General features: G+C 47.1%; 6 protein-coding genes. 2 read left to right on the top strand and 4 right to left on the bottom strand.

All coding sequences use genetic code 11. The features are described from left to right. Positions 1-416: 416 nt before the first annotated feature. From QUA07_RS02360 to QUA07_RS02345, 4 genes are all read right to left on the bottom strand, one after another. A complete protein-coding gene (locus QUA07_RS02360) occupies positions 417-2366 on the bottom strand; it encodes a CHASE2 domain-containing protein (RefSeq protein WP_333322284.1) in 1950 nt (649 codons plus the stop codon). A gap of 24 nt (positions 2367-2390) precedes the next feature. Continuing rightward, positions 2391-3062: a response regulator transcription factor gene (locus QUA07_RS02355; RefSeq protein WP_333322281.1), complete on the bottom strand. Its 672-nt coding sequence runs from the start codon at positions 3060-3062 to the stop codon at positions 2391-2393. A gap of 439 nt (positions 3063-3501) precedes the next feature. Then, positions 3502-5235: a ShlB/FhaC/HecB family hemolysin secretion/activation protein gene (locus QUA07_RS02350; protein ID WP_333322277.1), complete on the bottom strand. Its 1734-nt coding sequence runs from the start codon at positions 5233-5235 to the stop codon at positions 3502-3504. A gap of 15 nt (positions 5236-5250) precedes the next feature. After that, the gene (locus tag QUA07_RS02345) at positions 5251-9810 is read right to left on the bottom strand and encodes a two-partner secretion domain-containing protein (protein ID WP_333322274.1); all 4560 of its coding nucleotides are present in this window, start codon (positions 9808-9810) and stop codon (positions 5251-5253) included. A 736-nt stretch (positions 9811-10546) separates the two neighbouring features. Here QUA07_RS02345 and QUA07_RS02340 point away from each other — a divergent pair. Together QUA07_RS02340 and QUA07_RS02335 are read left to right on the top strand one after the other, a co-directional pair. Next, positions 10547-12226 carry a M10 family metallopeptidase gene (locus tag QUA07_RS02340; RefSeq protein ID WP_333322272.1) on the top strand — a complete coding sequence of 560 codons (1680 nt, stop codon included), beginning with the start codon at positions 10547-10549 and terminating at the stop codon, positions 12224-12226. A gap of 407 nt (positions 12227-12633) precedes the next feature. Then, the coding region (locus QUA07_RS02335) for a leucine-rich repeat domain-containing protein (protein WP_333322269.1) at positions 12634-13831 on the top strand (1198 nt) is incomplete at its 3' end.

Raw genomic sequence — 13831 nt, 5'->3', positions numbered from 1 at the left:
TTAATTGATTAGGAAGTTGTTCAACTTCTAAATCATAGTCACCTAATCTCACAATATTCATGGCTTGTTTGATTTTGTGCGTTTTTTCTCATACCTTAGATCCTCTATTGGGGTATTGTGCTCATTGCCAAAGTAACCAACCAGTTGGTCAACCCTTTTTGTTTTTCTCCTTGTTTTTTAGGGCGTCTGTGTGAGTATTAGTCCTATAATAAATAAATAGATTAGATCCAACTAGAGTAGCTTGTGCCAAGTTAATTGCTTGAGTTTGTATTTCCTGTCGCTTTTTAAGGTAGTTATAATTGCACAACTCGGCAATCTTATTGACCCTCTGTATTAATCTAATTTTCGGGTAACTCGGTGAGGCTGTTTTGGATATAGCAATTCTCGTTTAAGTGAGGTTCACAATAACGAGGGGTCTAGCTCCTGCCTTTCAAAATCTTGGTTGTGAAGTTACGTTTTATACTAGCAAAATTCCAGTTTGTCTCCGTAATGGGCCAAGTTAACTCACACAAAGTCCCTTTCTCTCCGAGACAGGTTCGCTTAAATTTTCCTTTTAATTTTTTTGCGAGATTTAGACACTGCTTTGTTCCTCGACCTTCATAGGAAGAGCAAATGCTAGATCCATTATCTTTAATACTTAGGCTGTACCAGCCTTTGTTTTGCTTGCCAATAGCACTGAGACGGGTCAAATTTTTAGCGTGTTTTCCGACATTGCACAGTGCTTCTTCCAGAAATTGGCAGAGTTCTCGCTTTTGTTCCAGGCTTAAGTATTGCTCTTCAATTGGCTCGAACGAATAAGCTTTAACTTTGAGCGTTTTAAAAGAAGGAAAATTTCGCTGTAGCGTATGGCTGTAGACTTCATAGAGAAGGTCGCGAATCGGTAGCTTTAAGTCTAGGATTAGACCGCTGCCGAGACGGAGGCTTTCATTTCGATCGAGAGCTTCGAGTTTCAGGTATTCGCCGACTTCTCTGATTTCCCAGTTCAGATTTTTCAGTTCTTCGAGCAATTGATTTGGTTCTAAATCCTGGTCTTGAACGTGCCTCAAAATATTGGCTAGTGTTTGCAAAGGGCCATTATGAATTATAACAAATGTCCGTTCAATGGTGTGTTGGCGGAGCTCAATCTGAAACCTTAAAAATCGATCGTATTGATAGAAAGTGTTCAAGATGGCACCATTAATCACCAAAACTAATAAAGCTGGTGCTGCGGGAATCCACCATCCCCCGACGATGAAAGCATAACTAATTCCAACTAACCCAAGACTGGCAGCGGCAACATATACGAGGTTTTTTAATGGAGATTGAGTCAGCCGACCGAGATAAATAGCTAAAACGCCCCAAGCGACAATCCAAAGATATTCCCAACCCTGCGACCAGGTTTTTAAAACGGGTCGTCCATCGAGAACTGCACTGACGATTTGGCTGGCAACATGAGCATGAAATTCTACGCCATAAATTTTCCCAGGCGGTTCTAAATTAGAGATCGCAGAAGTATTGACAAAATCTTTAATACTAGGAGCCGTTATCCCAATTAGAACAATGCGATCGCCAAAGGTATCGCGCAGCCCATTAGGATTACCTTTGTCGGCTTCAATATCGTTAATATTTTGAAGGGATAGCGTGCGAAATCGTTTCCGACCGTTGCGATAATTGAGGAGTAGCTGAACGCCAAAATCATCAGCGCCCGCGTAGCCTCCAGAATAGGGTAAAAAGCGAGGAAGTTCGGTCGAACCAAACCGCATCGCCTCGCGATCGCGAATGCCATTGCTCACTTCAATGCCTTCAGCTTTGAGATAGGTTTCTGCCAGTCGCAAAGGCAGGGAAAAGGCGTATTTTTTATCGTTTTCAGGTCTCTTTATTCCTAGTATTGCACGCCTGACCTTGCCGTCATCATCGGAAAGGTAATCTATAAAACCGATTTTTTCTGAGGGTAAGTCGGGGGGCGGCTTAATAAAATCGGGTAGAATTTTTTCCACTACAATCAAATTTTTGATATCTTTAAAAGTTGCAACCAGTTCGGCATTACCGGGTTCAACGGGTAGATCTTTAACAATATCAAGACCGATAACTCTGGGCTGGTACTTCTGCAACTTTCTTAACAGTTTGGCAATTTCGCGATCGGGTATAGGGTAATTTCTGATACGTTGGATATCGGCTTCATCAATTCCCACAATCACAATTCGTTCGTCGATAGATTCAGATGGTCGCAGCCTCAGAAACGAGTCGAAAGTTACCCATTCTATCAATTGCAGCGCTCCACTCAAACGAACGAGTATAATCAGCACTATAGCAACAATTCCTGGCAGTGTTCCTACAGAACAGATGGTAAGTTCTTTTCTAATTTTGCTCAAAATAGTGGGTAACAACAATTTCTTCCTTAACAAAACAGATCAATCAATAAATCCCTCTTCTCTAGCTCGTTTTTCCGTTTGAATGCGGAGACTTTTGCCATCTTCCGGGTAAACGCCTAAAACGTCTTGAACTTTTGTCCAGTAGTGGCGTACTGTTCTGAGGGATAGGTTCATGCGATCGGCGATCGCTTTATCTTCCAATTCTTCTTCAAAAGCGAGATTGAGTACCTCAAGCCACTCTGGCTTGACTTCCCCTGGTGGCATTTTCAAATCTTTGGTATGGGTAACTCCTTTGAGTGCCAAGTCAATCCGCTTCAACATCTCCTCGCTGGAAAGTCCTTTGTCAGCTACGGTAAACCCTCCTTCATGAGCGTCGATATCTGGTTTAATCCGCACCAGTGCTTTGACATAACTGCTTTGCACAACCAAATTTAGGGTGGGATAGTTTTTCATTAAAGTTCCCAGGCTTTTTATGCCTCGATTGATTTCGGCAGTGTGGCCGAAGGTTTCTGGTAGGGAAAGATCCATAATAACTAAGTCTGGCATAAATGATTCGACCTGTTCGAGAGCATTCTGGGTTGTTTTAGCGGTAAGGATTTCGGCTTGTAGGTACTGGCGTTTCAGCAAGTCAATCGTGCCGCTTAAGATTAGTTCGTGGTCATCTACTACAAGTATTTTGAGTGTCTCTGGTTCTGGTAAATCTTGGCTCATTATAATTGGTAATTGGTAATTGGTAATTGGTAATTTCTTACCCAGTAAGCATTTAGTTCGATCGGAGTGGGGCAAGTAGGTTCTTATTATCACAATAACTAAGAAACAGCCCCTTTCTGGTTAATTTAAGATTTTTGTTCATTTAATGATATTATGATGTTCGGTCAAGTGCCTGTAATAACAACAGTTTGTAGTAAAGACTTCAGTCCTTTCAAGGATTAAGGATAAGGACTAAAGTCCTTACTACGAACATATAATGGGCTAAGCGAAGCGGAGGGGATTGGCTGGACATCATCTGAGTCAGACAAATTGTCGATTTAATTGATGAAATTGGTTTCCTTCTATATAATATAAAAATCAGCTAGAAAATATATTGCACAATTGTGCAAACTCGATCGCACAAACCTGCAACTGAGCTGGTAAACTACTACAGCCTACTTCAAAACGGCTGATAGCGTACTGAAAAGTAGATACCCTTATCTTGCAGCGAGTTTCCCCGATCGCCAACTGAAATTAAGGGGAGACCGTAGTCTAAGCGCAACGATAAATCGGGGGCCATCTGCCAGCGCAAACCCAGTCCTAAACTGGCAATTGTAGCTGGGTCGGGGTCAAGATCTTGGTTATTCCAGACAGTTCCGATTTCAAAAGAAGGCGCTAACTGCAGTGTACTGGTATCTGACGTGAGGGGAATGCGAACTTCAACTGAACCCAGAATGCCATTGTCGGCAACGAGTTGGTTTTGTCGGTAGCCGCGAACTGTATCGACTCCACCAATACTGAAGCGTTCTAAAGGTAGCAAAGAATTAGGAGTTAGCTGAGCATCAATTCGCGCTACTAGCACATTTCTGGATGATAACTGCTGCACCAATTGAAATTGCCCCAACCAGGAAAAGAATCGCCCGTCAGTTCCCGTATTGTTGACAGTTGCATCAAAGGCATCTACCCCTAGACTGAATTGAGAGCGGGCGGCTAAGACTCGTCTCGTGCCGCGATCGACCCAATCTTGAGAAAACCGAATTACTGTAACTTTAGACTCGCCTTTTTCAGGACCTTCTGTGAAGGAAAAGGGTCGATCGTCGAGGATATACGTTTGGCTGCGACGGCGATCTAAACCTAAGCTTAATGCAAATTCACTGGTTGGTGTTCTGGTAATTGGCTGGCGGAAATTGAGCGAATAGGTTTGAGTCTCGCTTCTAATACCGATATCCCGGAACTCTCGTTCAATAATTCGGCTATCGCCAGTGTTATAGCGGAAGTTAAGGGCACCGTTACGAGCATTCACGGGGATAGTATAATTGAGGTCGTAGAGATCGAGTCCTTCAGTACGACCGTATTGGACTGAAGCGCGATCGCCAAATCCCAAGACATTATCATGGCTGACTTCTACGCTGCCTTGGACGGAACCAATGCTGGGTGATTGGTTGTTGTCTACGCCAATCGCACTGTGAAAAGCAGGGGCTTCTTTGAGATTGATTCGCAAGATATTGCGGCCTGGAGTGCTACCTGCGGTTAACTCGGCATTTACCCTCTCGATCAGCGGATCGAGTTGCAACAGTTGCAAAGCTTCTTCTAAGCGTTGCTGGTTTAAGGGGGTAGAGGTGGCAAGTTCTAGGCGCGATCGCACGTATCCTTCTCGCAACCGATTTAACCCACCGATTTCAATCTGTTCGAGTTCGCCCTCTACGACTTGAATTTTGACTGTACCGCTGCTGAGGTCTTGATTGTTGGGTAGGAAGGCTCCAGAGGTAATGTAGCGGTTTTTAATATAGAGTTGAATAATCGCCGATCGCAGTTCGAGTAACTCTTCAAACGTGACTGAACGGTTCTCGTAAGGCTGAATTAATTTGGCAATTTCGTCCTGTAAGACAGTGTTTCCCAGCACTTCTACTTTTTGGATAAAAAAGCGATCGCCCGACGGGGGAGTAACTTCAGGTGACTCTTGAATTGGGGGAGTTTGCAGTTCGGGTTCCGGTGGTGGTGAAGGCGTTTCATCGGGGAGAGGGCGGGGTGTTTGAGAGGGATTGGGAATTGTTTGCTCGATCGCGTCTGGTGCGTTAGGGGGAATGGTGACACCTGGTGGCGGTGCGGATTGGGCGATCGCACTGAGGGTAAAACAAGTTGATGTCGCGATGCTTGAACCTGAAATGGCAACCCACCTGAAGATTGGGTACATATTTTTGTTAGTGAATTAATAACATTCTCGACTCATAACAAGTTTCCCATTCGGTAGTCGATACACACCTTGGGGTTCTACAATTGGGTCGCCTTTTTGCCAAGAACGATTTGAGGATGTGGCGTCGCTGGGTAAAGTTTCCACATCTACTGTGGGAAAGTCGGACATTTGGACATCTCCGGGGCGCTGCGGTAAGCCACCCGTACCTGTGACGGTAAAACTTCCCCTCGTTGGTCGTGAACGCCGGACAATACAGCTAGAGGCCAGAAGTCTGTCGGTGTCAATCCGATTTTCCGGTAACTCGGTGAGACTGTTTTGGATCGAGGTGGTATTGGGTAGGGCAATATTTCCCGAAGCAAGATTACCAGTGGCGTTAATATCGACTCGATTATTGCGATCGAGAGTAGCAGGATTGGTGTTGCGAGGTGCTGGATGGTAGCTTTCGCCGAAGAAGACAGGAGTATCGAGGGTGATATTTCCACCTCTGCCATTACGGGCAAAAGCGAGGATATCGCTGTCGTCGAAAGCGAGGATGGAGTCAGCTTTTATGTCTATGTTGCCACCACCGCCTGCACCAGAGTTAACGCTGCTGGTGATGTCACTGTTGCCCGATAGGCGAATATTAGAAGCTTTGATGTCAATACTCCCCCCGGAAGATCGAGCGGAGGTGGTTGAGATCCTGCCATTGTTAGCTTGTAGGGTATCGCGGGCTGTAATGTTGATATTGCCTGCTGTTCCTTCTCGCGTACTATAGCTGGATACCTGTGCCCCATCGCGCACCAGCAAGCGCCCCGTGTCAATCCTCAAGTCCCCTGCATCCCCACTCCCTTCACTAGGGGTAAACAAGCCACTGGGAAGACTACCATCGGCTGATCTACCACTCACCTCAACCGAATCAGCAGCCGTAATTTGCAAGTTGCCGCCGTTGCCTGAATTTCTAGTACCGGCTGATACTTGTGCCCCATCGCGCACCAGCAAGCGCCCCGTGTCAATCCTCAAGTCCCCTGCATCCCCACTCCCTTCACTAGAAGCAGACAATCGACTGACACCCCGACCATTGGCTGAGCTACCGATCAGCGCAACCCAATCAGAAGCGTTAATCTGCAAGCTGCCGCCCTTGCCTTGACCAGAAGTAGCGGTTGATACCCGTGCCCCATCGCGCACCAGCAAGCGCCCCGTGTTAATGCTCAAGTCCCCTGCATTCCCACTCCCTTGACTATCAGCCAACAAGCGACTGCCAAACCGACCATCGGCTGATCTACCACTCACCTCAACCGAATCTGTTGCCGCAATCTGCAAGCTGCCACCGTTGCCCTCACTGACAGTACCGGATTGTACCTGTGCCCCATCGCGCACCAGCAAGCGCCCCGTGTTAATGCTCAAATTCCCTGCATCCCCACTCCCTTGGCTATCAGTAAACAAGCCACTGGCCAACTGACCATCGACCGATCTACCAATCAGCGCAACCCAATCAGAAGCTGTAATCTGCAAGCTGCCGCCTTTGCCTGAACCTCTTCTAGTAGCGGCTGATACCTCTGCCCCATCGCGCACCAGCAAGCGCCGTGTGTTAATGCTCAAATCCCCTGCATCCCCACTCCCATAACTCTGAGCCAACAAGCCACTGGGAGACTGACCATTGGCTGATGTACCAATCACCTCGACTCGTTCAGAAGCGTTAATCTGCAAGCTGCCGCCCTTGCCTGAACCTCTAGTAATGGCTGATACCTGCCCCCCATCGCGCACCAGCAAGCGCCCCGTGTCAATCCTCAAAATCCCTGCATCCCCACTCCCAGAATAATTAGAATTCCGAGCAAACAAGCCACTGCTATTGAAACCATTGGCTGTTGATTCTCCTCGAATCACTTCGACCGAATCTGTTGCCGTAATCTGCAAGCTGCCGCCGCTGCCTGAACCGAAAGCATCGACTGATAACTCTGCCCCATCGCTCACCAGCAAGCGCCGCGTGTTAATCCTCACATCCCCTCCATCCCCACTCGCAGAATTAGTATTCCGAGCAAACAAGCCACTGGGAAACTGACCATCGGCTGACCTACCGGTCGCCTCAACCGAATCTGTTGCCGTAATCTGCAAGCTGCCACCCTTGCCCGGAGCGAAAGTATCGACTGCTACCTCTCCCCCATCGCTCACCAGCAAGCGCCGCGTGTTAATGCTCAAATCCCCTGGACCCGCACTCCCAAAAAAACTAGAAGCAGACAAGCGACTGCCCCCCGAATCACTGGCTGACCTACCAATCACCTCAACCGAATCCGTTGCCGTAATCTGCAAGCTGCCACCCTTGCCCGAACTGAAAGAACTAGCTGATACCACCGCCCCATCGCTCACCAGCAAGCGCCGCGTGTTAATGCTCAAATCCCCTGGACCCGCACTCCCTTCACTAGAAGTAGACAAGCGACTGCCCCCCGAATCACTGGCTGAGGTCCCAATCACCTCAACCGAATCCGTTGCCGTAATCTGCAAGCTGCCACCCTTGCCCGGAGCGAAAGTACCGGTTGATACCTGTGCCCCATCGCGCACCAGCAAGCGCCGCGTGTCAATCCTCAAGTCCCCTGCATCCCCACTCCCGTTATCGTTACTCTGAGCCGACAAGCCACTGGGAGACTGACCATTGGCTGAGGTCCCAATCACCTCAACCGAATCAGAAGCTTTAATCTGCAAGCTGCCACCCTTGCCCGAACCGAAAGTACCGGCTGATACCCGTGCCCCATCGCGCACCAGCAAGCGCCCCGCGTCAATTCTTATGTCCCCTGCATCCCCACTCCCTTGACTCTCCGTAGACAAGCCACTGACAAACTGACCATTGGTCGAGGTACCAATCACCTCAACTGAATCAGCAGCCATAATCTGCAAGCTGCCACCCTTGCCTGAACCGTAAGTAGTGGTTGATACCTGTGTCCCATCGCGCACCAGCAAACGACCCGTGTCAATCCTCAAGTCCCCTGCATCCCCACTCCCTACACTAGAAGTAAACAAGCCAGTGGTAGACTGACCGCTGGCTGAGGTCCTAACCACCTCAACTGAATCAGCAGCCGAAATCTGCAAGCTGCCACCCTTGCCTGAACCGAAAGTAGCGGCTGATACCACCGCCCCATCGCGCACCAGCAAACGACCCGTGTTAATCCTCAAATTCCCTGCATCCCCACTCCCTTGACTGTTAGTAAACAAGCCACTGGGAGACTGACCATTGGCTGAGGTCCCGATCGCCTCAACCGAATCCGTTGCCGTAATCTGCAAGCTGCCACCCTTGCCCGGACCGAAAGGACCGGTTGATACCTGTGCCCCACCGCGCACCAGCAAGCGACCCGTGTTAATGCTCAAATTCCCTGCATCCCCACTCCCTTGACTGCCAGCAAACAAGCCACCTATAAACTGACCACGGGCTGAGGTACCAATCACCTCAACTGAATCAGCAGCCGAAATCTGCAAGCTGCCACCGTTGCCTGAACCGAAAGTATCGGTTGATATGTATGCCCCATCGCGCACCAGCAAGCGCCCCGTGTCAATTCTTATGTCTCCTCCAGTTCCCGTTCCTGTGTCAGTCACATTAGCCCTCAGGTATGAATCCTCACTCAGCTCAACCTCTGTTGCGCGTACCAGTACCTCTTTGCCATTTTCTGCCCCAAAGGTGTTAGCCCAAATATTCGAGCTTTGTGTCATCGAAAACCGCCCACCGCGAATCTGAACATCACCGCCCCCTTCCCCACTGGCATTCACAAACGCCCCGTTTGATAATGTGATATTGCCAAAATTATTAATCGAGTCATACCCTAGGACAAAGTTGTTCCCACTAGAACTCAAACTTACTTCTCCCACTCGGGCCACACTGCCGAGTTCAATGCGTCCTCCGGCTGCTGTCAGTCTCCCGGAATCTAGGAGTACATCTCCACCAACTAACGCTAAAGTTCGGCCCGGTTGCACCTGTAGCCCTGGGGGAAGATCTCCTGAGTTAAGCTGATCGATTAAGCTTGGTGCTTGCGATCTATTAACAATGGGTTGAGCAGCAACGGCATTAAACCACAAAGCTGAGGGACTGACGCTAAGTAAATTACTCGAACTCGGTTGTGAAGCGCTAAATAGTCCGGTATCCCCTAACTTAACGGCATTCGCTGTCGTTGCCAAAAATGAACCCTGCACGTCCAAACTGGCAGATGGCCCGAACACAATGCCGTTTGGATTGATCAAAAACAAATTGGCAGGGCCTAAAACCCCCAACCGTCCCAAAATATCCGAACGGTTCGCCCCGGTTACGCGCGAGAGAATGTTTTCAATTCCTGCTGGATTGGTGAAATAAGCGCCTCTTCCTTGTAAAACACTCAATTGTTCAAAACTGTGGAAGAGATTAGCGCCTCGTATTGCGCCACCATCAATGCGATCACTAGGAATACCCCGTATATTGACCTTGGGTGTAACGACAGAACTTTCAGCACCTAGCGTATTGTCAGGCACGATTTGAGCGTTAGCGATCTCGCCCCCTCCTACGAGGAGTGTCCCAAATATGGCGAGGGAACCCCCAATCTGCCACTGCCAACACCGATCGAACCAGCTTTTAGCAATCATAGGTTGGTTTCTAAAACATATTGATAAATCTATCACTAGAGTTTCTTTTTGAGCGGCCTTAACTCACATCTTGCACATACCCGATAAATAGCCTCCAAATAAATTTCGGGCTGAAAGCTTAAGTTCGCTTTTAAACCCCACCTAAACGTAAGCTGCTTAAGAAGTGGGGGTCTCTAATACCAATTTAATGTGAAGTTGCATATATTTAGATCCCCCTAAATCCCCCTTAATAAGGGGGACTTTGACCAAGCTCTTGTCCCCCCCTTATTAAGGGGGGTTAGGGGGGATCAGATTCTACGGGGCCTTATATAAAATTGGTATAACCCATTTTTAATTATAAATAATAAATCGTCTAAAACCAGAAGTTTCCTAGCCATATAAATAAGGCAATTCTGGGAGACTCAGCACTCCATATACGAATTCTCTGCGATTCCATTGACAACCAAAAATATGAGATAAAAGGGCGAAAAATGCAGTAAAAAAAGCAAGAAAAATGCAAACAATTCTTGCCCATGCCCAGCAAGCGAGCCTACACCTTACTGTCGTTGATTCCTTCAGAGTATCAGCGCGATAATGTCCCGCTAACATTGCACGCTTATGCAAACTTGCCTGCACAAGTCTGTATTTTTATTAGTTGGGTTATGTCATTAAGTTGGCACAGAAGGTTAATGCGTTCTTTCTATTTAACCTCCTATCCTATAAATCACGCAGATGAAATTATTAGGAGCAACCAACTATGCCTTCTGAAATAACTTTTGGAAAAACAATTTCTTCTACAAATCCCTACATTGAAAATGAGTTGGAGGTCAAACCCATCGCGACCATCCCAACTGATATTGCATTCCAGGCAGACCTTAATAGCAAAGGTTTTGCAGATGCTCGTGGAGGCACACTATCCCAGATTTCAGAAATTGCTAAGTTGCCTGTTGGCAATAAGGATTTCACAGGCAATGTCTACATTGATGGCATTCTCTGGGGTGGGAATTATTGGAAATCAGGTTCATCGTCAACAACAACGATTGATTACTCTTTCTGGAATTCCCAAACTGCCAGTTTTGATGACGCCTACTACGACGACATCGCCCAAAACCCCTATGACTGGTTTTCAGGGGAAAAAGCTTCTATGGTAAACGCTTTAAACAGTTGGTCAGCGGTTGCCAATATTCAATTTGTGAATGCTGGGGACAATAATGAATCAGCTACCCTTGGCTTCTATAACGTGGATAATGCCGATGCGGATGATAACTTAGGAATGTTCTGTCCTCCTGGAACAGATGGACAGGGAATTGGCTATTTCAACTGGGAAGGAGAGGGTTGGAATACTAATGGAATAGTGCAAGGTAACTTTAACTTCACCACTTTAATTCATGAACTAGGACATGGATTAGGGCTGGATCACCCCCATAGCAATCAAGGCGGTTCATCAATTTATCCAGGAGTTACCGCCGCCTTTGGTGATACAGGGGACTATGGCTTGAACCAGGGCGTTTACACCACCATGTCCTACAATGATGGGCTAGTTTACAGTGGTGGCGCTCCAGGTACACGGGACTACGGCTATCAAGGCACACCTATGGCGTTTGATATTGCTGCTATTCAGTATCTTTATGGGGCAAACAACAGCTACAAAACTGGTAACGACACATATTTCCTGCCCACTGCCAACCAATCAGGTACCTATTATTCCTGTATTTGGGATGCTGGCGGAATTGATACTATTAGTGGTGTGGGGGCACTATCGGGTGTCTCGATCGATCTCAATGATGCCTCGCTCAACCCTGTAGATGGGGCAGGTGCTGGTGGTTATATCTCTTCTGCCGAGGGCATTTTTGGCGGATTTACTATTGCGAATGGTGCAATAATTGAGAATGCCGATGGTTCTGCTTTTGCCGATCTGATTACTGGCAATGAGTTCAATAACATTCTCAACGGTGGGGCTGGCAATGACTCTTTAATCGGCGAGTCTGGTAATGACGCCCTTAATGGTGGGGCTAGCAATGACTCTTTAATCGGTGGCAAGGGCAATGACTCTCTCGTGGGTGGCAATGACAAAGATATCTTAACTGGTGGGAGTGGGAGCGATCGATTTACCTACACGGATCTCAATCAATCCTTGTTAACCAACTATGATGTGATTACTGACTACTCTATTGGTGACCAAATTGATGCTCCTAGTTATATAGTTGCAGCAACACTCACTACCCCTGTTGGTAATGCAGCTAGTTTGAGTGAAGCAGCTATCTCTACTGTACTAAGCAGTGGTGTGTTTACAGCCAACAGTGCTGAAGCATTTACAGTTTCCGATCTAGCTGGAACCTTCATCGCTTTCAATGACGCAGTGGCTGGATTCAATTCTGCAAATGACTCCCTCATTTTCCTCAAGAATTATACGCTTGGCTCTGTTTCAATTGTTTAGAGGTGGTTAATCATGCTAACTTTCCCTGAAGACATTTGCTGGGATGGATCGACGTGAGCTGTGGTGATTCAAGCCCTAGGTCAGAATATGTTCCTTTCCCCGCCTACAACAAGGTTTTGGAGTAAATAGAAAAAGTGGGGTTATCCTCGCTTAAACGTCTAGCGGGATTTTTTCGACGGGCTATTAAATGTTTGCCAGAGTGAAAAAACTTAGAAGACTGTCGGAAAAATAGCCACCTGCCCGTCCGGCTGAGGACATCAAAAACCATGTGTCACGCGCTTGAGACTATTGGATGACCTTGGCGGTTCCAAGCTCGGGGTCAGAAAATGAGAATTTCCTGACAGGCCCTCTGCACTTTCAAGCCCTAGATGGGGGAAATATATAAAAATCTACAGAGGTTATTCCCCATGATCTTATTAATATTGGTTTTCCTGTTAGTGGTATCGAGTCAGTCGCAAAATAGTGGAAATGAACCTTCCTCATGGGTCGTTCAGAAACAACGGGGCGATAGTGGACGGACATTTGCTGATTGGTGTCGCGAAAAAGCTTCTTTGAGTCCTGAAACTAAACATACTGTTGAGGTGTTGTTGAAGAAAGCGGGAACTACTGAGTGCAAGGCAGCCGAGCGACAACTTTCAAGTCTTACGGAACTCGAACTCACCCTCGACAGCAATCAGATTGGAGACATCAAACCGCTAGCATCCTTAACTAACTTACGTTCGCTCACCCTCGACAGCAACCAGATTGGGGACATTAAACCGCTAGCATCCTTAACTAACTTACGTTCACTCTACCTCCACAGCAATCAAATCGGGGACATCAAACCGCTAGCATCCTTGACTAACCTGACTACGCTCTCCCTCGACAGCAATCAGATCGGGGACATCAAACCGCTAGCATCCTTGACTAACCTGACTTTTCTCTTCCTTAGCAAAAATAAAATCAGCGACATCAAACCGCTAGCATCCTTAACTAAACTGAATTACCTCTCCCTCGACAGCAATCAGATCGGGGATATCAAACCGCTAGCATCCTTGACTAAACTGAATTCCCTCTTCCTCAACAGCAATCAGATCGGGGGCATTAAACCGCTAGAATCCTTGACTAACCTGACTGAGCTCACCCTCGACAACAATAAAATCAGTGACATCAAACCGCTAGAATCCTTGACTAACCTGGATTGGCTCAACCTTAACAACAATAAAATCAGTGACATCAAACCGCTAGCATCCTTGACTAAACTGGCTTCACTCAACCTCAGCGAAAATCAAATTAGCGACATCAAACCGCTCGCATATTTGACTAACCTGACTAAGCTCAACCTTAACAACAATAAAATCAGTGACATCAAACCGCTAGCATCCTTGACTAAACTGGCTTCGCTCAACCTCTACGAAAATCAAATCAGCGACATCAAACCGCTAGCATTCTTGACTAAACTGGCTTCGCTCAACCTCAGCGGAAATCAAATCAGCGACATCAAACCGCTCGCATCCTTGACTAAACTGGCTTCGCTCAACCTCTACAAAAATCAAATCAGCGACATCAAACCGCTCGCATCCTTGACTAAACTGGCTTCGCTCAACCTCTACAAAAATCAAATCA

This window comes from Microcoleus sp. T3_A4, from assembly GCF_036700465.1.
Taxonomy (GTDB): domain Bacteria; phylum Cyanobacteriota; class Cyanobacteriia; order Cyanobacteriales; family Microcoleaceae; genus Microcoleus.
Note: the sequence above shows the minus strand (reverse complement) of the source record. Positions and strands in the feature narration are given on the sequence as shown.

What these genes read in the sequence shown, in the direction of transcription:
- QUA07_RS02340 (WP_333322272.1), top strand. Translation starts at nt 10,547, where the DNA reads ATGCCTTCTGAAATAACTTTTGGAAAAACAATTTCTTCTACAAATCCC.
- QUA07_RS02350 (WP_333322277.1), bottom strand. Translation starts at nt 5,235, where the DNA reads ATGTACCCAATCTTCAGGTGGGTTGCCATTTCAGGTTCAAGCATCGCG.
- QUA07_RS02345 (WP_333322274.1), bottom strand. Translation starts at nt 9,810, where the DNA reads ATGATTGCTAAAAGCTGGTTCGATCGGTGTTGGCAGTGGCAGATTGGG.
- QUA07_RS02355 (WP_333322281.1), bottom strand. Translation starts at nt 3,062, where the DNA reads ATGAGCCAAGATTTACCAGAACCAGAGACACTCAAAATACTTGTAGTA.